At 54.2% G+C, this 19,370-nt stretch carries 22 protein-coding genes and 1 riboswitch; of the genes, 11 read left to right on the top strand and 11 right to left on the bottom strand.

Annotated elements, in window-relative coordinates; translation table 11 throughout:
* Positions 1–23 precede the first annotated feature (23 nt).
* Together KNP79_RS05980 and nhaC are read right to left on the bottom strand one after the other, a co-directional pair.
* The gene (locus KNP79_RS05980) at positions 24–614 is read right to left on the bottom strand and encodes a DNA-3-methyladenine glycosylase (RefSeq protein ID WP_138860072.1); all 591 of its coding nucleotides are present in this window, start codon (positions 612–614) and stop codon (positions 24–26) included.
* 80 nt (positions 615–694) lie between these two features.
* Positions 695–2,071, bottom strand: coding sequence for a Na+/H+ antiporter NhaC (nhaC, locus tag KNP79_RS05975; protein WP_034780760.1), 1,377 nt, complete (start codon positions 2,069–2,071; stop codon positions 695–697).
* A 208-nt stretch (positions 2,072–2,279) separates the two neighbouring features.
* Here nhaC and queC point away from each other — a divergent pair, with 208 nt between their 5' ends.
* Genes queC through queF form a run of 4 tightly spaced genes read left to right on the top strand, consistent with a single transcriptional unit; the run spans position 2,280 to position 4,571 of the window.
* Entirely contained in the window at positions 2,280–2,924 is a 645-nt protein-coding gene (gene queC / locus KNP79_RS05970; protein WP_034780758.1) for a 7-cyano-7-deazaguanine synthase QueC, read from the top strand.
* Positions 2,921–3,376, top strand: coding sequence for a 6-carboxytetrahydropterin synthase QueD (gene queD, locus KNP79_RS05965; RefSeq protein ID WP_021068101.1), 456 nt, complete (start codon positions 2,921–2,923; stop codon positions 3,374–3,376). Before queC ends, queD begins: the two co-directional genes overlap by 4 nt.
* Positions 3,376–4,071: a 7-carboxy-7-deazaguanine synthase QueE gene (queE, locus tag KNP79_RS05960; RefSeq protein WP_251132891.1), complete on the top strand. Its 696-nt coding sequence runs from the start codon at positions 3,376–3,378 to the stop codon at positions 4,069–4,071. The genes queD and queE overlap by 1 nt, the downstream gene beginning before the upstream one ends.
* An 11-nt stretch (positions 4,072–4,082) precedes the next feature.
* Positions 4,083–4,571, top strand: coding sequence for a preQ(1) synthase (queF, locus tag KNP79_RS05955; RefSeq protein ID WP_021068099.1), 489 nt, complete (start codon positions 4,083–4,085; stop codon positions 4,569–4,571).
* A 28-nt stretch (positions 4,572–4,599) separates the two neighbouring features.
* On the opposite strand, the gene KNP79_RS05950 is transcribed toward queF, so the two are convergent.
* On the bottom strand, positions 4,600–5,256 hold the full coding sequence (locus KNP79_RS05950; protein ID WP_138860076.1) for a TVP38/TMEM64 family protein: 657 nt from the start codon (positions 5,254–5,256) through the stop codon (positions 4,600–4,602).
* Between the two features lie 115 nt (positions 5,257–5,371).
* On the opposite strand from KNP79_RS05950, the gene KNP79_RS05945 reads away from it, so the two are divergent.
* Positions 5,372–5,881, top strand: coding sequence for a hypothetical protein (locus KNP79_RS05945; protein ID WP_215191561.1), 510 nt, complete (start codon positions 5,372–5,374; stop codon positions 5,879–5,881).
* A gap of 32 nt (positions 5,882–5,913) precedes the next feature.
* On the opposite strand, the gene KNP79_RS05940 is transcribed toward KNP79_RS05945, so the two are convergent.
* From KNP79_RS05940 to KNP79_RS05930, 3 genes are all read right to left on the bottom strand, one after another.
* Positions 5,914–6,402 (bottom strand): hypothetical protein, encoded by a 489-nt coding sequence (locus KNP79_RS05940; protein WP_215191559.1) that lies wholly within the window; start codon positions 6,400–6,402, stop codon positions 5,914–5,916.
* Between the two features lie 90 nt (positions 6,403–6,492).
* Complete coding sequence (locus KNP79_RS05935) at positions 6,493–6,948, bottom strand: GNAT family N-acetyltransferase (protein WP_021068095.1); 456 nt, start codon at positions 6,946–6,948, stop codon at positions 6,493–6,495.
* 58 nt (positions 6,949–7,006) lie between these two features.
* A complete protein-coding gene (locus KNP79_RS05930) occupies positions 7,007–7,771 on the bottom strand; it encodes a TrmH family RNA methyltransferase (RefSeq protein ID WP_114164885.1) in 765 nt (254 codons plus the stop codon).
* A gap of 221 nt (positions 7,772–7,992) precedes the next feature.
* On the opposite strand from KNP79_RS05930, the gene KNP79_RS05925 reads away from it, so the two are divergent.
* The 3 genes from KNP79_RS05925 (at position 7,993) to KNP79_RS05915 (ending at position 11,763) form a co-directional block, all read left to right on the top strand.
* Positions 7,993–9,621, top strand: a complete 1,629-nt coding sequence (locus KNP79_RS05925) for a PTS transporter subunit IIBC (RefSeq protein WP_215191557.1) — start codon at positions 7,993–7,995, stop codon at positions 9,619–9,621.
* 52 nt (positions 9,622–9,673) lie between these two features.
* Positions 9,674–10,465 (top strand): endonuclease/exonuclease/phosphatase family protein, encoded by a 792-nt coding sequence (locus tag KNP79_RS05920; RefSeq protein WP_215191555.1) that lies wholly within the window; start codon positions 9,674–9,676, stop codon positions 10,463–10,465.
* Between the two features lie 116 nt (positions 10,466–10,581).
* The gene (locus tag KNP79_RS05915) at positions 10,582–11,763 is read left to right on the top strand and encodes an MFS transporter (protein ID WP_251132890.1); all 1,182 of its coding nucleotides are present in this window, start codon (positions 10,582–10,584) and stop codon (positions 11,761–11,763) included.
* Positions 11,764–11,796: 33 nt separating this feature from the next.
* Here KNP79_RS05915 and KNP79_RS05910 read toward each other — a convergent pair whose 3' ends face one another.
* Positions 11,797–12,501, bottom strand: coding sequence for an alpha/beta hydrolase (locus KNP79_RS05910; RefSeq protein ID WP_215191551.1), 705 nt, complete (start codon positions 12,499–12,501; stop codon positions 11,797–11,799).
* Positions 12,502–12,576: 75 nt separating this feature from the next.
* Between KNP79_RS05910 and KNP79_RS05905 the strand changes: the two genes are divergently transcribed.
* Positions 12,577–13,842, top strand: a complete 1,266-nt coding sequence (locus KNP79_RS05905; protein ID WP_034780737.1) for a purine/pyrimidine permease — start codon at positions 12,577–12,579, stop codon at positions 13,840–13,842.
* Between the two features lie 20 nt (positions 13,843–13,862).
* Here KNP79_RS05905 and KNP79_RS05900 read toward each other — a convergent pair whose 3' ends face one another.
* The 4 genes from KNP79_RS05900 to KNP79_RS05885 are packed head-to-tail and all read right to left on the bottom strand — an operon-like array spanning position 13,863 to position 16,816.
* Positions 13,863–14,255: an RDD family protein gene (locus tag KNP79_RS05900; RefSeq protein WP_034780735.1), complete on the bottom strand. Its 393-nt coding sequence runs from the start codon at positions 14,253–14,255 to the stop codon at positions 13,863–13,865.
* Entirely contained in the window at positions 14,252–14,899 is a 648-nt protein-coding gene (locus KNP79_RS05895) for an NAD(P)H-binding protein (RefSeq protein WP_034780733.1), read from the bottom strand. The genes KNP79_RS05900 and KNP79_RS05895 overlap by 4 nt, the downstream gene beginning before the upstream one ends.
* Positions 14,900–14,933: 34 nt before the next feature.
* Positions 14,934–16,238 carry a nucleobase:cation symporter-2 family protein gene (locus tag KNP79_RS05890; protein WP_214797423.1) on the bottom strand — a complete coding sequence of 435 codons (1,305 nt, stop codon included), beginning with the start codon at positions 16,236–16,238 and terminating at the stop codon, positions 14,934–14,936.
* Positions 16,235–16,816 carry a xanthine phosphoribosyltransferase gene (locus tag KNP79_RS05885; RefSeq protein ID WP_214797422.1) on the bottom strand — a complete coding sequence of 194 codons (582 nt, stop codon included), beginning with the start codon at positions 16,814–16,816 and terminating at the stop codon, positions 16,235–16,237. Before KNP79_RS05885 ends, KNP79_RS05890 begins: the two co-directional genes overlap by 4 nt.
* A 77-nt stretch (positions 16,817–16,893) precedes the next feature.
* Positions 16,894–16,995: riboswitch (purine riboswitch) on the bottom strand.
* Between the two features lie 131 nt (positions 16,996–17,126).
* Here KNP79_RS05885 and KNP79_RS05880 point away from each other — a divergent pair.
* Both KNP79_RS05880 and KNP79_RS05875 read left to right on the top strand, forming a co-directional pair.
* The gene (locus KNP79_RS05880; RefSeq protein ID WP_215191549.1) at positions 17,127–17,735 is read left to right on the top strand and encodes an NAD(P)-dependent oxidoreductase; all 609 of its coding nucleotides are present in this window, start codon (positions 17,127–17,129) and stop codon (positions 17,733–17,735) included.
* 60 nt (positions 17,736–17,795) lie between these two features.
* Entirely contained in the window at positions 17,796–19,349 is a 1,554-nt protein-coding gene (locus KNP79_RS05875) for an ABC-F family ATP-binding cassette domain-containing protein (RefSeq protein WP_021068083.1), read from the top strand.
* Positions 19,350–19,370: the final 21 nt, after the last annotated feature.

Raw genomic sequence — 19,370 nt, 5'->3', positions numbered from 1 at the left:
ACACCTAACCGGCCCATAAACATTCAACGAAACTTCGAGACGTACGGATTGGCTCGTTCGAAGAAGCGGTACGGGTAATCGCGTGCTTCGCCCGTATTCGGAATCCCTACGCGCGGACCGGCCTCGATTTCCGGGATGGCACTCCCTTCAACGATATAAAGTGGCTCATGTTGGAGCGAATGTCCGTATAGGTCCATCGTGATGCCAAGCGCTTTCGTCAGTTTTCCGGGTCCGTTCGTCTGGTCGAATCGCTTGATGCCGGGACGATTCGCCTCAATGATGCCCTGTCCTTCAATCGGCTCGATGGCCCGAATGAGGACGGCTTCCGGCGTGCCGACCGGACCGCTCACAACATTGAGCAGCGTGTGTGTATGCATCTGATACGTATAGACGTGTCCAGGTAACCCGAACATCACCTCGGTCCGATTCGTCCGTCTGCCGCCGAAACTGTGGGCCGCCCGGTCGATGGCGCCGAGATAAGCTTCCGTCTCGACGATTTTTCCGACGATTTGACCGTCGAGATGATCATGGACGAGATAGTGACCAAGTAACGAACGGGCCAATTCGAGCGTCGGTTGCTCATAAAATGATGGATCAAGTCGTTTCATCGTCATCCCTCCTCGGTCTCATTTTCTCAAATGAAGACGGAAAGACACAAAAAAGATGCCCTGAACGATTCAGGACATCTTTTAAATTATGATGCGATCCGCATCGCCTCACGTTGCTTTCCCAACTTCACGTATCCGAGAATGATCGAGAAGATCGGGCTGAGCCAGAGGAAGAAGGCGAACGGTGCATATTCAAGTACCGGTACCCCGAGCGTGGCCGCGAAGAATGCACCCGACACGCCCCATGGGATGAGCGGGTTGATCACCGTCCCGCCGTCTTCAAGAGCACGTGACAAGTAACGGGGATCGATGCCGCGATCGATAAACCCTTGCTTGAACGCCTGACCTGGAAGCAAGATCGACAAGTACTGCTCACCCGCGAGCAAGTTGACACCAATCGAGCTGAGGACGACCGACAAGACCGAGCTGCCTGGTGACTTCAACCGTTCGAGCAATGCGTCGACGATCGCTTGGAACACACCAAGTTCACGGAGCAATCCACCGAACGCAAGTGCGATCAAGACGAGACTGACCGACCAGAGCATCGATTCGAGACCGCCACGGTCGAGTACGGCCGCAATCGTCTCATTCTCAACGCCTGACTTGAAGCCGGCCTGCATGACGCCAAACCAGTTCGTGACGTTCCAGTTGCCTTGGACAAATCCAGCCGTCAACACACCGGCGAACATGCCGACGAGCATCGTCGGCAAGACCGGCATCCGGCGGAAGGCGAGAACGGCAACAAGGATCGGCGCGAGCAAAGTCAGCCATGATAAGTTGAACCGCCCGGCGAGCGCCGCCTGTGCCTCAGCGATTTGTGTCGTATCCGCCGCTTGCCCGCTCCGACCGAGGATTGTGAACAAAACAAGGGTGATTAGGAAAGCCGGGACGGTCGTCCCCATCATGAAACGGATATGGTCGAACAGTTTGACACCGGCCACGGCCGGCGCGAAGTTCGTCGTATCTGACAATGGGCTCATTTTGTCGCCGAATAATGCACCTGAGACGATTGCCCCTGCGGCAAGCGCCGGAGAAATCCCGAGCGCCATCCCGATACCGAACAAGGCGACCCCGACCGTACCGACCGTCGTAAAGGCACTGCCCGTGAACGACGAGACAATCATTGTGATGAGCAAGACGCTCGGCAAGAACCATTGCGCTGAGATTGTATCTAAACCGATGGAGAGGATCGTCGCCACCGTACCAGACATCTGCCATACACCAATCAACATCCCGATCAACAGTAAAATCAAGACCGGCATGATGGCTTCACGGATCCCGCTGATCATCGCGGCTTCGATTCGTTTAAAATCACGCGTGCGATAATACGCGTAACCCCCTATTAATACCATTGTGCCAAAGATCGCCATGTGTGGCGTCGCTTTGGCCAAAAACATCAGTGCGAGCAGGGAAATACCGCTCATCAGCACGACGAATACAGCCTCTTTTCCTTTCATCTGCATCGACGTCCCCTCCTTTCAGTTCCATTATTTTCTACCTAACCGCTTAAACGCTTTTATGCGCGAAAGTGTTTCAGTGATGTTCTTTACTATACCTGCTTCTCTTTTCCCTGTCAAACGTCTTTTTATGGTAAAGTAAACGCTCGAGGGTGACCTCCGGAGTTCGTAACCTCCTCCGACATCAAAACTAGCGAAAAAGGAAGTGTGCACGTTGCAACACGAAAAAGCATTGGTCGTCTTTAGCGGCGGTCAAGATTCAACCACCTGCCTATTTTGGGCAAAACAACAATTCTCTCATGTGGAAGCGGTGACGTTCGCCTACGGGCAACGCCATGACGCGGAAATCGAGGTCGCGAAAGAGATTGCGGCCGAACTCGATGTCCCGCACCACATCCTCGACTTGTCCTTACTCGGACAACTCACCTCTAACGCGTTGACGAGACACGATCTCGACATCGACAATGCGGACGTCCCAAACACGTTCGTCGATGGACGCAATCACTTATTCTTATCCTTTGCGGCCGTCATGGCCAAACAGCTCGGTATGCATCACATCGTCACCGGCGTATGTGAGACCGATTTCTCAGGTTATCCGGATTGCCGGGACCAGTTCGTCAAATCCTTGAACGTGACGCTCAACTTGGCGATGGACTATCCGTTCGTCATCGACACACCGCTCATGTGGCTCGACAAAAAGCAGACGTGGGAACTCGCGGACCGACTCGGTGCGTTCGATTACGTCAAAGAACGGACGCTCACGTGCTATAACGGCATCCTCGGATCAGGTTGTGGTGAATGCCCGGCTTGTGTGCTCCGTCAAAACGGCCTCGCCGCGTATGAGGAGGTGCGCGTATGAAGAACGCCCCATTCCTCGCCCCGACGAGTGTCGAAGCCAAACAAGACGGCTCGCTCATCTATTGTCCGCACCGCGTCCAAATCGTCAAAGAAGTGACGTTTGACGCCGCCCATCATTTGTTCGATTACGATGGCAAGTGCCGAGCGCTACACGGACATACGTATAAATTGCAAATGGGCATCAGCGGTTTTCTCGATAACCGCGGCATGACGCTCGATTTTGGCGATTTAAAAGCCATCTTTAAAGAAGAACTCGAACCATACCTCGACCATCGTTATTTGAATGAGTCGTTACCTTATATGAACACGACTGCCGAAAACATGTGCTACTGGATTTTCGAGCAGCTCGCCAAACACTTGCCTGACGAGCGCGACGTCCGCGTCGAATTCGTCAAACTGTACGAGACACCGACATCGTACGCCGAGTTCCGCCGCGAATGGTTGGTGGACTGATGAAAATCCCTGTCCTCGAAGTGTTCGGCCCGACGTTTCAAGGGGAAGGCCGCGCCATCGGACAAAAGACGATGTTCGTCCGGACCGCCGGTTGCGATTATCGCTGTTCGTGGTGCGACTCCGCCTTCACGTGGGACGGCTCGGAGAAACCCGACATGCTGACAGCCGACGAAGTGATCGAACGGCTCGACGCGCTCGGCGTGTACGACTATGTCACCATCTCGGGCGGCAATCCGCTCCTCATCGCCGCGATGAAAGACTTGGTGACGAAACTGAAGGCGCGCGACGTCAAACTCGCCGTCGAGACGCAAGGCAGCCGCTATCAGGACTGGCTCGCTGACATCGACGACGTGACGCTCAGCCCGAAACCACCATCTTCCGGCATGACGACCGACTGGGAGAAACTCGACGCCATCGTCGAACGGCTGCGCCCCGAACAGATGACGTTCAAAGTCGCCGTCTTCGACGAGATCGACCTCGCCTATGCGAAATCGGTACAGACGCGCTACACCCCGGACGTCATGTACTTATCGGCCGGCAATCCCGAGCCCGGTGCGGACCGTGACATCACCGACGCCCAGCTCCGTCGTTTGAAAGAACTATGGGAGGACGTCGCCCGCGACCCGTCATGGCAAAGTGTCCGTGTCCTGCCGCAGCTGCACACATTACTGTACGCCAACGAACGTGGCGTCTAAGGAGAATAACTATGAGACCAGAAGACTTACAAGACTTGTCGCTCCTCGGACAGAAGAGCGTCCCATACATTTTTGAATACGCACCGGACGTCCTCGAGGCGTTCCCGAACCGTCACCCGGAGAACGACTACTTCGTAAAGTTCAACGCACCGGAGTTCACGTCGCTCTGCCCGATCACGAACCAACCCGACTTCGCGACGATTTATATCTCATATATCCCGGACGAGAAGCTCGTCGAGTCAAAATCGCTCAAGCTATATTTGTTCAGCTTCCGCAACCATGGGGACTTCCATGAGAACTGCATCAACGTCATCGGAAAAGACCTCGTCAAGTTGATGGAGCCACGCTATCTCGAAGTGTGGGGCAAGTTCACGCCACGCGGCGGCATCTCGATCGATCCGTACTACAACTACGGCAAACCGGGCACGAAATACGAAAGAATGGCTGAACATCGCTTGTTCAATCACGACCTGTATCCTGAGACGGTCGACAACCGTTAACCAAAAAGTAGGCGCTCAACGGGAGCGCCTACTTCTTTTTATAGCGATTAACTTGTCGTTTGATCGGTTCCCGGAACACCGTCGCGACGAGCGTCAGGACGACCAAGACGACGAGGGCGAGGATGATTAACTTAAAGTCTCCGCTCGCGAGGCTACTGCCGAGGAAATTGTTGGCGAACGCACCCGGGATCATCCCGACCGTGGTCGCGAAGACATAACCCGGGAGCCTCACTTTCGCGAGCCCTGAGGCATAACTGACCAAGTCAAAGTTGACGAGCGGAATCAAGCGTAAAATCAAGACGTAGAAGAACCCGTCCTCTTCAATCTTATGCTGCACCTTCTCATAGTTGCTCGTCTCGAAATGGTGGAGAAAGCGGTCACCGAAGCGAATCGCGATATAGTAAGCGACGAGCGCGCTGAGCGTGGCCCCGATGACCGTATAGACGACACCAGGCAGCGTCCCGAACGCCAATCCACCGGCGACGGACAAGACCGACGTCGGAAATAAAATCAACGGGCGAACGGTGAACAGTAAAATATAGACGAGCGGGGCGAGCCAACCGAATTGAACGATATAATCGCGAATCTCACCCGGTCGCAAGTCGATCCACTGATAAAGGAACGTCGCGGTACCGAAGACGAGCAAGACGATGGCAATGATCCATTGCGTTTTCCACTTGTTCATCGGTCGACCTCCTCTCTTTCTTCCATCATATCGCCTCACCTCGAAAAAGTAACGCCTTCCTTTTTTTAGGAATCGCAGTATGGTACGGTTAAAAAAAGCAGAAGGAGGAATCCCTATGTACTTGGCAGATGCCATCAAGTTGAAACACCTGCTTCTGAAGCAGATTGATAGGTTGCTCGAAGAAGTCGAACGTGTCGCATTCATCGAACTCGAGAAAGATGAGCCGCTCCCGACGATCCAATCCCGTTCACTCGAGGATATCGAAGTTGAGCTCGAGGCAATCCGGACCGATTTACGCCGTCTTGATCGTCTCGTCTGTGAGGCGAACCTGCATACCGTCATCGAGACGAATGACGGACCGCTCCCACTCGTCGAAGCGATGGAGTTCGCCGTTCAATTACGAGCTCAGGCTCGGATGTATCAAGATTTGGCCGAGCGTCCGAAACGCGAGTTCCAAACGGGTTACGGGGAAGGGACGAGCGTCATCAAGCATGCGCTCTATGACCCGGAACTGTATCGGCTGAAAGCCCGTGACGTCGAGAAACGGGCCAACCGCATCGCCAGCGCCATCGAGTCGGCCAATCATCGGACCGAAATCGAGTTTGACGCAAGTCGTTATATGTAACAAAAACGCGTCGGGAACGTCCCGACGCGTTTTTACATGTGATGATTATGGTGGTCATGATGGTGTGAGCTCGAACGGCGTCGCGGGACCGGCTCATCGGCGAACTTCTCCCCGTCCAAGATGCCGAGCCGTTTGTATTGGCGGTCGACCCGCTCTTTCGTCTCGTCGTGCACGTGCGAGGACTCCATAATCAAGTGATAGCTGCCGAGCGCGACCCGGAACGGCTCCATCTGTGTCCGCTCGACTGGGAACGACGTCACGTCTCGCAAGTAGTTAGCGAGACGGTTTGCCGATTCGTCACTCGGATGGTCGGCCAAGTCTGACGCGAACTGTTGCATGTCTTTCAATAGACTGTTCGTCTTCACTTGCTTACCGATGCCTCCAATAACAGCGAACACGATAATACCGATAATCAGGAAAAAGAATATCGGGAAAATGATTGGTACTCCACTAAAAAACGAGTCCCCCATCCCTGTTGAATCGATGTATACTTCTTCCCCGAATGCAAACGTATGGACCATGATGTCTCCCCCTTTTTTCTATAATACGGATGCAGCCCCATTTGGTTTCATGCCAACAAAAAAACCGTGGCATGCGCCACGGCTCAGCGGTCAGTTCAATTGTTTCTCCATCATGATGCGAGGCTCGTTATCCTCTGTATACGCCCCCATGATGTCGTAGCCACACAACAGGTTCAAGATGATGACCCCTTTGTTCGTGTTACGGGCTTTCGTTCGAATCGAATGGAACCCTTGCGCTTTCACCCACTCGAGTTGCGTGTCCATCAGCTTGCGGCCGATGCCATGCTTTTGAAACTCGGGGTGCACACCTCCGGCCCAGCTATAGAAGCGATACGGCTCGGCCTCGTAACCGATTTTGAAGCCGACGAGGCGCTCATCTGAAAATGCGAGCAACACGAGCGGATTCGCATGACGATACAGCCGTTCTTTAAAACGCAGTTGATCGATGTCCCCGTAAAGCGTTCGGTACAGGTTAAAGAATTCCTCTTCGTAGTCTTTGAAATTCGTCGTCACATCTTTCACGATAAATGAACTGGTCGTACTCATCTTTCCATCCCCTTTCAGTATATGGACAAGTTGTTCGTACGCCTGTACCTTTCGCCGTTTACTCCGTTTTTCCTGTCTCACGCGCAAAAGCGGTCAAACCTTTTTGCTTATACACGCCGAGCGACCGCTTCGGAAGGCTCTTTACCATCCAATTTTTTAAGATGCGCTGCTTGTCTTCCACCTTCAGTCCATATCCGTCCGTCACGACATGGCGCGCCCGCGTCGTCACATCGTACAACGAGATGGCGGCAGCGACAGAAATGTTCAAACTTTGGACGTATCCTTGCATCGGAATCAAGTAATTGCCGTCTGCCTTGGCGAGCGCTCGTTCCGATACGCCGTGATGTTCGTTCCCGAACAAGAGCACGGTCGGTTTTGACACATCGATGTCCTCAAGTGGGACCGCCTCTTCACTGAGTGCCGTCGCGAGCACTTGGTAACCGTCCGCCTTCAACCGATCGATTGCGTCCTCGATTGAAGGATGTTCGACCACGTCGACCCAGCGATCGGCGCTTTTGGCGATAATCGAGTTCGGCTTGAACTTGGCCCGTCCCTCGACGACGTGCAACGTCTGGACACCGAACGCGTCCGCCGAACGGAGCACGGCCGACTGATTGTGCGGGTCATCGACCCCTTCCGTCAAAATCGTGATATGGTTCGTCCGTAACTCCAGCACTTCCTGCATACGCTTGACGCGGTCGGGCATCAACATGCTGTACAGCAGTCGATCCTCTTCTAATAACAGGCCCGACTGCAACAATTCATCGAGTAATGCCGCTTGCTCTTCTTTTGATAATGCCGATGTTGTCTGTCTCCATCCCATCGTTCTCGCCCCTTTCAACCTTTAGTATTGTAGCGAGATTCGTTCCGACTGACAAGCTAGGTGAGAAACGAGTCGAATATCCTCTCGTTATGAAAATCCATGAAAATTAGGAAAACGGTTGCACAAAGTTATGCAATCGATTACAATTATCTATGCAAGCGATTGCATTGACAGTCGCCATAGACAGATAAAAAGTTCCGTACAGGAAGGAAGCGTATAGCATGAAACAACTCATCTCGTTCGACTTTTGGCAGAAACTCGGTAAGGCCTTAATGGTCGTCATCGCCGTCATGCCGGCCGCAGGTCTCATGATCTCGATTGGTAAATTGATTGGCATGTCAGCCGGAGACGTCAGCATCTTGCTCACGACGGCACGCATCATCGAAGACCTCGGTTGGGGAATCATCGTCAACTTACATATCTTATTCGCGGTCGCCATCGGTGGCTCATGGGCGAAAGATAAAGCCGGTGGTGCCTTCGCTGCACTCATCGCCTTTATCTTGATCAACCGTGTCACAGGCGCCATCTTCGGCGTCAACGGAGCGATGCTCCAAGACCCGGAAGCGACAGTCCAGTCTCTCTTCGGGGCTGACCTTGTCGTCGCTGACTACTTCACATCGGTACTCGGTTCACCTGCCCTCAACATGGGCGTGTTCGTCGGAATCATCGCCGGTTTCCTCGGTGGAGCCCTTTATAACAAGTTCTATAACTTCAACAAATTGCCGAACGCCCTCTCGTTCTTCAACGGGAAGCGCTTCGTGCCATTCGTCGTCATCCTCGGTTCGGTCGTTGCCGCCATCGCGTTGTCCATCATTTGGCCGACGATTCAAGGTGCGCTCAACAGCTTTGGTGAATGGATCGCGACGTCACGTAACACGGCACCGGTCCTCGCACCGTTCATTTACGGGGCGCTCGAGCGTCTCCTCTTGCCGTTCGGCCTTCACCACATGCTCACTGTGCCGATGAACTACACGGAACTCGGTGGCACGTACACGATTTTGACAGGTGCGACAGCCGGTTCGGTCGTTGCGGGTCAAGATCCGCTCTGGTTGGCTTGGGTCACAGACCTCGTTAACCTGCGCGCCGCTGGTGATACAGCTGCTTACAACGCCTTGCTCGCTGACGTCGTCCCAGCCCGCTTCAAAGTCGGTCAAGTCATCTTGTCATTCGCTGCCTTGATTGGTGCAGCCTACGCGATGTACCGCAACGTCGACGAAGACAAAAAAGCGCAATACAAGCCGATGTTCTTGTCGGCTGGTCTCGCCGTCTTCTTGACGGGTGTCACAGAACCAATCGAATTCATGTTCATGTTCGTCGCGCCAGTCCTTTACGTCATCTACGCGCTTTTGGCCGGTGCCGCTTTCGCTTTGGCGGATGTCATCGACCTTCGTGTCCACGCGTTCGGTGCGATTGAATTGCTCACACGCATCCCGATGATTGTCAAAGCGGGACTGTTGCAAGACTTGATTAATTTCTTCCTCGTCTCGGCTGCCTTCTTCTTCTTGAACTTCGGTGTGTTCAACTTCTTTATCAAGAAGATGAACCTTCCGACGCCTGGCCGTAACGGGAACTACATGGAAGAAACAACAGAGAAGTCGAACGTGACAGGCAACGAACAGGTCATGGGGATTATCGCTCTACTCGGTGGGGAAGAGAACATCGAAGACGTCGATGCCTGCATGACGCGTCTCCGTGTCACAGTCAAAGACATGTCGCTCGTCTCAGAAGAGAGCGAATGGAAAAAGAACGGCGCCATGGGTCTCATCTTGAAAGACCGCGGTGTCCAAGCAATCTACGGCCCGAAAGCCGACGTATTGAAGTCTGATATTCAAGACGTCATCGGTGCATAATCAACAGGCCAGCTCGTACGAGTTGGCCTGTTTTTTCTAAAGGAGGACTATCGTGAATATTTTAACGCTGAACTGTCACGCCTGGTTAGAGGACCGTCAACAAGAGAAAATCGACTCGATCGTTGAACGGATCGCGAGCGAGGAATATGACATCATCGCACTCCAAGAAGTGAATCAACATAAAGAGGCCCCACTCATCGACGGCTTGATTCGAGAGAACAACTTCGCCTATGTGCTCGTCGAGCGTTTGAAAGAGCAAGGCGTCGATTACTACATGACGTGGGACTTCGCCCATTATGGATACGACATCTACGAGGAGGGCGTCGCGATTTTGTCGCGCACCCCGTTCGTGTCGACCGAATCGTTCTTCGTCTCCCAGACGACCGACCCGAACGATTACAAATCTCGGAAAATCGTCAAGGCGGTCGTGGACGGCATGGACGCGCCGACGGCGGTTTACTCGTGTCACCTCGGTTGGTGGCATGATGCCGATGAACCGGTGCGCCATCAGCTCGATGAACTGTTGCGCCGCGTAGAGGACGACGACCGCGCCTTACTGCTCGGCGACTTCAACAACGACGCGTTCATCCGTGGCGAAGGTTACGATTACTTGATTGAGCACGGTCTTCAAGACTTGTTCCATTTAGCGACCGAGCGTGAAGGCGATGCGACCGTCCAAGGCAAGATTGCCGGCTGGGACGAGAACAAGCAGGCGCTTCGCATCGACTTGATGCTGACGAACGCCCCGATCCACGTCTCACGCCATGCCGTCGTCTTTGACGGCGAGAACGGTCTGATCGTCTCGGATCATGCCGGTGTCGAAGCAACGGCATTTTGGCGGTAAATGGCACCCTTTTCTTTTCCTCACGGAAGGGAAAAGGGTTTTGCTTTGCGTGGAAATCCTGTATGGTTGAAAACGACTGAAGTCTAACAACCTTGAACGAAAGAAGTGATTTTATTTTGACGACTCCCCCATCGCTCAGTCGGACCGACTGGACGCTTATCTTATCGCTCGCATTGCTCACGTTCGTGCTCGGCACGAGTGAATTTGTCATCGTCGGGATTTTACCCGATATCGCCGATGGCCTATCGATTTCGATTGCCACGGCCGGAACGCTCGTCTCGGCGTTCGCCATCACCTTCGCCATCGGGACCCCGCTGACGATGTCACTGACGAGCCATTTGCCGAAACGAAAATGGATGCTCACGCTCACCGCTGGGTTCATCGTCTTCAACTTGTTCAGCAGCTTCGCTCCGACGTACGGAATATTGCTCGTGCTCCGGATGATGACCGCCGTCGTGACCGGCGTGCTCATCTCGCTCGCCATGCTCGTCGCCAGTGAATCGGTGCCGACCGGGAAGCGCGGCATCGCTGTCTCATTCATCTTCGGCGGTTTCACGATGGCCAACGTTTTCGGCGTCCCGCTCGGTACGTTCATCGGCCAACGCGCCGGATGGGAAACGACATTCCTGTTGACGACCGTTTTAGGCGTCGTCGCATTTCTCGCCGTCTACCGTGTCGTGCCGAGCCATTTAACGAGTGTCAAAACGTCGATTGCCGATCAATTGCGGCTCTTGACGAACCCGCGGATTTTAATCGCGTTCTTCATCCCGGCGTTCGGTTTCGGGGCGACGTACGTCGTCTATACGTATCTCGTTCCGATTTTGAAAGGTGTACTCGGCGTCCCGGTCGCCTGGATTAGCCCAATCTTGTTTGCCTACGGGTTCATCTCCATCTTCAGCAATATGGCAGCCGGGAAAATCGCCAGCCATAATCCGATTGGACGGCTCCGGTTCGTCTTCCTCATCCAAGCGCTCGTCTTGGCGGCCTTGTATGTGACGACGTCGAACGTGACGCTCGGCCTGATCAATATCGCGCTCATGTCATTCATGGCGATTCTACTGACGACATCGACGCAAATCTACTTGATCGACTTGGCCGAGAAGTTCAATCCGGACGCTAAAGGACTGGCTTCATCGCTCATGCCGGTCGCAAGCAACGTCGGTATCGGCATGGGTTCGGCGCTTGGTGGTCTTGTCTATGCCAACGCACCCGTGATGACCCTCGCCATCGTCGGCGGCGCCGTCGCGCTCGTGACAGCCTTGCTGACAGCGGTCAGTCATAAGCTCGACCAACGTTAAAACAGCGTGCCCCATCATGTGGGCACGCTGTTTTCATAACCAATCCAAGATTTGATCGATCGTCTCGTCGAGTTGTTGTTTGGCGCTGAGCGGGCTATCGTTATCTCCGTCCTGCGGGCCGTACATCCCGAAGTTGGCGTGATTGCCGTCTTTGATTTGATGGAAGACGGCGTCATCCGGGACATTGTCACGGCTCGCCTCGATATCGCTCTCGTTCGCGAGACCGTCGATTTCCCCAGAGACGGACAAGACACGTAAATCGCTGTCCGCCATCGAACTGATCGGATACGAGGCGAGGAAGATGACCCCGTCGATTTGCTCCTCGTGTTCGAGCGCGTAACCAGACGCGGCCGAACCGCCGAGTGAATGCCCCCCGACGACCCAACGTTCGATATCCGGGTGGGCGGCGATGATATCTTCTGCTGCATCGATATCTGCTATCCCGAGATTCAAGCGCAACGATGGGATGGCGACGAAGACACCTTCTTCTGCCAGTCCGGTGCCATAGTAAGCGTACGCCTCTTTCTCGACTTTCGCCCCAGGATACAAGATGAACCCAACCTCGCTGTCCGTCTGCCCGAACTCGAGACGATTGTCCACTTCCCTCGCCTCAGCCGCGTAACCGCGCGCTTCTTCCGTCGGTCCGTACGTCAGTTGCGTCCACACGAGGAAGCCGATGATGGCGACCAACATGACTCCTAATAGACTGAGGCCAATCCACTTCAGTTTTTTCTTCATTATATACCTCCATTTGCATCCACTTCCCCGTCACGGTACACTAGTAGTAAAAAAGGGAAATACCAGGGGGACACCATGACCAAAAGTTCTGTAACCACGACGATTCAGTGGTTTATTTTTATTTTAGCTACAAACATTGTACCACCGCTCTCGATTGCCGCCTTATTTGAACTGTCGCCAGGCGAGACGATGACGTTCATCTCACGTTCACTGTTCGTCTTCGCACTCTTCAGCATTATCCAGACGCTGCTCGGCCACCGCCTGCCCATCTTAGAAGGACCAGCCGGGATTTGGTGGGGCGTGTTCACACTCTATGCCTCCATCGGTCCAGCACTTTATGGGAGCGGACAAGAGACGCTCCAAGCGCTCGGTTTCATGTTGTTCTTAAGTGGTGTGCTCGGTGTGGTCATGACTGTCACCGGCCTGTTGCGACGGATGCTGTCGTTGTTTACCCCGCAAGTCCTTGGCGTCTATATGATTTTGCTCGTGTTGCAATTGTCCGGCGCCGTCATCAAAGGCGGCTTCGGTGTGACCGAGGACGGCATCAACACAATCCAAGCCGTGGCGACGGCCGGCCTCGTCTTATTCGCGCTCACGCTCGAGCGGAGCCGGTTCAAGCAGTACGGCCTCGTCATGACGCTCATCGCCGGATTTTGGTTGTTCAACATGCTCGGCCTCGGGAACCCGATCGTCCGTTCCGAGTCATTTTTCCTCGTCCCTGAACTATTCCCGTTCGGAACGTGGGTGTGGGATTGGAACTTGCTCCCGACTGCGTTCGTCATCACGCTCCTGCTCATGACGAACGTCCTTGCCAATATCAAATTGATTGAGCGCATCGTCAGCTCGCGCGAGAAGCGTCAAATCGAAGGGAACGTCCCGGCATCCGGCGTTGTCAGCGGCATCAGCCAAATGGTCGCGGGCTTGTTCGGGACACCGGGACCGGTCGCCATCTCTGGGACAGCCGGCTTCCTGTCTTCGACTGAAAGTGTGCATCGCACGCCACACCTCATCGCCCATGCTTTGATGATGGTGCTCGCCCTCGTCGGTCCGTTCGTCTCGCTGATCGCAAGTATCCCAGCCGCTGTCGGATACGCCATCGTCACCCCGCTCATCGCGACGATGATTATCATCGGAATCAACGAGGCGGCGTTCGAATTGAACCAAAAGACGGCCTCACTCACTGTCGGTCTCCCGCTCGTCATTGGGGCCGGGGCGATGTTGCTCCCACCTGGGGCAATGAACGATTTGCCGCCGCTCTTGGCGACCGTGTTCTCGAACGGACTCGTCCTCGGAACGATCGTCGCCTTGACGACGGCCATTCTCAGCCGCATCAAAGACTAAAAAAAACTGACCTCGAGAGGTCAGTTTTTTTCGGTTACGTGCATATGGAACGCTGCGTCGTGCGGCAAGACGGCACCGTCTTCGGCCTCGAAGTGCGCGCGGTCTTTGACGTAGGCGACAATCGAGATTGTGTCGCGGTGAAGCGCCCGTTTGAACGCTTGCTCGGCCGTGACCGGTGTCCCGTCGTCATTTTTCAACTCGAGACCCATCAGCTTATAGCCGAGCGTCTGTCCACTGCGGCGCATCTGACATGCCTCAAGCGCGTAGGAGACGAGCGTCGGGGTGATGACAGCATGGACGAACTCGCTTTTCACTTTCTTCCGAACGAGCTGTTCGACACCAAAACTGAGCAATCCGGCAATGACGCCATCAATCAAGACGGCTTGGGTACGTTTCTTCGTTAATGGGTTCATTGGCTCATCCTCTGCATCATACCTGACGTCAACACTTCGATGCCCTGTCCTTCTTCTGCGGCCATAATCAAGGCGCGGGCCACGTGGAGCGCTTGAATCGGCGCTGCATCCGGTAGTTTATCGAGCAACAACGGTTGGAGCGGACGGCTGACGACTTCGGCCGCTTTTTCGCCGAGTCGGAACTCATCCCGCTCCCCAAGGAGGAGCGATGGCCGGGCGATAATCAAGTGCTCGAAGCCGAACACTTTGAGCCCATTCTCGAGCTCCCCTTTCACCCGGTTGTAGAAGAACGGTGACCGAAGTGACGCGCCTTGAGCCGATACGACGGCATAACGTGTCGCTCCGTGTTGTTTCGCGACCCGTGCCACTTCGAGCGGCAAGTCGAGATCGACGTGTTTGAATGCCTGACGCGAACCGGCGACAGCGATCGTCGTTCCGAGTGCGCAGTAGACGTCATCAATATGCGGCAACGCCTCGTCCATTCCTTCAAATCCGACGACCTCGTGCAGTTTCGGGTGACTCCAACGCTTCGAGCGACGGACGACAATCCAGACTTGATCATATCGTTCTTGTTCGAGCAACTGTTCGACGAGTTCGCGTCCAATCAATCCGGTGGCGCCAACGACAAGTGCAGTTTTCCCCATGCTTGTTCCCCCTAGTTACGTAGTTCCTTTCAGTCTAGCTGACTTGCCGGTTCTCGGCAACGACCTCGGCCGGACGGAACCGGTCGACGAGTCGGAAGAACCCGTTCAACAATAAGGCGGTGAACGATCCTGCGACGATGGCGCTGTCCGTGAACAACTGCACCGCCTCAGGCATGTTCACGACGATGGCCGGGTTGGCCGTGATACCGAGACCGACCCCAATCGACAAGGCGATTGTAATCAAGTTCTCGTTTTTCGCAAAATCGACTTGGCTCAAGATTCGAATCCCTGAAGCGGCGACCGTACCGAACATGACAAGCATCGCCCCACCGAGCACCGGTTTCGGGATCAATGTCGTGAACGTCGCGACTTTCGGCAAGAAGCCTAGCAAAATCAATAGTCCGCTCGTCCAGAAGATGACACGGCGCGATTTGACGCCTGACAATTGGACGAGGCCGACGTTTTGACTGAACGTCGTGTATGGGAAGCTGTTGAAAATCCCACCGAGAATCGTCGCCACACCTTCGGCCCGATACCCTTTCGTCAACTCGTTCGAGCCAATCGGTTTTTTCGTGATATCGCTCAATGCCAAGAAGACACCAGTCGATTCAATCATCGAGATGATGGCCACGAGCGTCATGACGAGGATGGCCGAGACGTCAAACGTCGGCATCCCGAAGTAGAACGGTTGTACCATTTGGAACCAGCCGGCCTCACGGACCGGGCTGAAGTCGACGAGACCGAGGAACGCGGCGACACCTGTGCCGATCAAGACCGCGAACAAGACCGCGGCCGCCCGTGTGAACACGGTACCGATTCGGTTCAAGACGAGAATCAAACCAATCGTCAAACCACCGAGCGCCAAATTTTGCATCGAAGCGAAGCCAGGCTCACCCGGCATCCCGCCACCGATGTCATTGACAGCGACTGGGATGAGCGAGAGACCGATAATCGTCACGACCGAGCCGAGCACGACTGGCGGGAAGAAACGGGCCAGTTTCCCGACGAAACCTGAAATTAAGATGACGATGATCCCGCTCGCGATGAGTGCCCCATAGATGGCGGTGATGCCGCTCGAGCTACCGATGGCAATCATCGGACCGACCGCGGTGAACGTACAACCGAGTACGACCGGGAGGCCGACACCGGTGAAACGGGTCGTCCATACTTGCAACAGCGTCGCGACGCCGCACATGAACAAATCGATTGCGACGAGGTAAGCGAGTTCAGTCGGTCCGAGCCCGATGGCACCGCCGACGATGAGCGGGACGATCGCCGCGCCCGTGTACATGGCAAGTAAGTGTTGGAATCCGAGACTGGCTGTCTTGAACGTGTTCATCGGACTACCTCCATGAAGGAAATCTTACCTGCTTCAAGCTTGGCGATCCGAGCGAGTGACTCGACTTGATAGCCTCGCTCGAGCAACTTGCCCCGTCCCGGTTGGAACGACTTCTCGATGACGATGCCGACACCGGCGACGACCGCCCCGGCTGATTCGACGAGTTGCGTCAAACCGAGAGCGGCTTCCCCGTTAGCGAGGAAGTCATCGATGACGAGCACGCGCTCCCCAGGTTGGACGAAGCGACGGCTCAAACTGATGCGGTTCGTCTCTTGTTTCGTGAAGGAGTAGACGTCCGCTTCGACGAGGTCATCTTGAAGTGTAAGTGATTTGCGTTTACGAGCGAAGACGAACGGGATGTTCATCTCGAGCGCCGTCATCATGGCCGGAGCGATCCCGCTCGATTCCAATGTGACGATACGGTCGATTCCAGCGTCACGGAACCGGTCCGCGAACTCGCGTCCGATCGCCTGCATCAAGACAGGATCGACTTGATGGTTCAAGAAGGCATCGACTTTCAACACGTGTTCGGACAACGCTTGTCCTTCATCTCTGATTTTGTCTTCTAACTGCTTCATTGTTTTCCCTCCAATAAAAAAATGCGATTCGTCACCCCAACCCGGGGACGACGAACCGCATGGAAACAAAACGAATGCACACGACAAGCGTCACCCGTAGTCGAACCATTTACGGTGGTTCGGTAGAGACTTGCGGGCCATATTCCCGCTGATATACGAGTGCGAATCTTTTATTTATATAAGATAGGACTTATTCTAGACGATATTTAATAAATTGCAACCCGTTTCTGAAAAGACGGCTAAAAGTTCGATTTTTCTGAAACTCCTGTATACTAAAGATACTGGAAAAACGAGAGGAGCCACATCCATTATGAAGCTATTCGTTTTAGGTGCCACCGGCCGGACCGGTCATCAGTTTGTCGACCAAGCCATCGAGCATGGCCACCATGTGACCGCCTTCGTGCGGGAACAAAAAAAATTGATTCCGACCCCGCAACTTGAAATCATCGAAGGCGACGTCACAGACAGCGCCGCGTTGACAGACGCCCTCGCTGGTCATGACGCCGTCATCAGCTGTCTCGGAACCGACTTGAGCGATCCCGACTTCCTGGCCCGCGTCACCGATGCACTCGTCCCGGCGCTGAAAGCAAATGACGTCACTCGGGTCGTCTACCTCGCTTCTGCTGGAATCGACAAAGAGATTCCGGGCATCGCTGGTACGGTGGTGACGTTCATGCTTCGGAAGCCGCTCCGTGATCACCGGGCCGCGGTCGATTTGTGGCGCAACTCGTCGTTCGATTACACGATCGTGCGGCCGATGCAACTGACGGACGGTCCTCGGACCTCGGTGTATCGAACGTCTATCGACAGCATTCCAGACAACGGAAAACAGATTTCACGGGCCGATGTCGCCCAGTTCATGCTGAACGCCGTTGAAGAACAACACTTCGTCCGCCAATCAGTCGGGCTGGCGTACTAATTTTTTTGAATCCATGCTACAATATCGGATAGTCAACTTTGAAGGGAACGAATAAGAAATATGAGTATATTAACAGTACAAAACTTGAGCCACGGTTTCGGTGACCGCGCCATTTTGAACGACGTGTCTTTCCGTCTATTGAAAGGCGAACACATCGGCCTCATCGGAGCGAACGGTGAAGGAAAATCAACGTTCATGAACATCATCACGCGTAAGCTCCAACCGGACGAAGGCAAAATCGAATGGGCGAAAAACGTCCGTGTCGGTTACCTCGACCAGCACGCTGTCCTCGAGCGTGGGATGACGATTCGGGACGTGTTGAAGAGCGCGTTCCAATACTTGATTGATACGGAGACACGAATCGGTGAGCTCTATATGGAAATGGGCGATGCGACACCTGAACAGATGGACGACATGCTCGCTGAAGTCGGCGAACTGCAGGAAATGCTCGATTCGAACGACTTCTATATCATCGACGCAAAAGTCGAGGAAGTCGCTCGCGGTCTCGGTATTTTAGATGTTGGACTCGACCGTGACGTCACGGACCTCTCAGGTGGTCAGCGGACGAAAGTATTGCTCGCGAAATTGCTTCTCGAGAAGCCGGACATCCTTCTCCTCGATGAGCCGACCAACTATTTGGACGAAGCCCACATCGAGTGGTTGAAGCGTTATCTCCAAAACTACGACAACGCCTTCATCTTGATTTCGCACGATATCCCGTTCTTAAACAGCGTCATCAACTTGGTCTACCATATGGAGAACCAAGACTTGTCACGCTATGTCGGGGACTACGACAAGTTCATGGAAGTGTACGAGATGAAACGCTCGCAGCTTGAATCGGCTTATAAACGCCAGCAGGCTGAAATCGCCGACTTGAAAGACTTCGTCGCCCGCAACAAGGCACGCGTCTCGACGCGGAACATGGCGATGTCACGCCAGAAGAAACTCGATAAGATGGACGTCATCGAATTGAGTGCGGAACGTCCGAAACCAGAATTCCGGTTCTTGCAGGCACGCACGTCAGGTCGTCTCATCTTTGACGCCAAAAATCTCGTCATCGGTTATGACGAGCCGCTCTCACGCCCGCTCGACCTCCAAATGGAGCGCGGTCAGAAGATTGCCCTCGTCGGTGCGAACGGGATCGGGAAAACGACGCTGTTGAAGAGTCTGCTCGGCATGATCAACCCGCTTGAAGGAACCGTCGAACGCGGTGAGTTCTTGGAGATCGGGTACTTCGAACAAGAAGCGGCCGTCAGCAACAACACGTGTATCGAAGAGATTTGGAGCGAATTCCCGTCCCTCAACCAGCAACAAGTCCGTGCCATGCTCGCGAAATGCGGTCTCATGACGAAGCATATCGAGAGTAAAATCGCGGTCCTCAGTGGTGGAGAGAAGGCGAAGGTCCGTCTCTGTAAGCTCCAAAACAACGAATCGAACTTGCTCCTCCTCGATGAGCCGACGAACCACTTGGACGTCGACGCGAAGGAAGAGTTGAAACGTGCGTTGAAAGAATATAAAGGCAGTATCCTACTCATCAGTCACGAACCGGAGTTCTATCAAGACATCGTCACCGACGTCTGGAACTGTGAATCGTGGACGACGAAAGTATTCTAATCCATGTAGAGGAAGTGGCGT

Origin of the sequence: Exiguobacterium sp. s7, from assembly GCF_018618195.1 — a bacterium.
GTDB classification, from domain to species: domain Bacteria; phylum Bacillota; class Bacilli; order Exiguobacteriales; family Exiguobacteriaceae; genus Exiguobacterium; species Exiguobacterium mexicanum_A.
The sequence above is the reverse complement of the archived record's forward strand: the minus strand, read 5'-3'. Positions and strand labels throughout refer to the sequence as shown.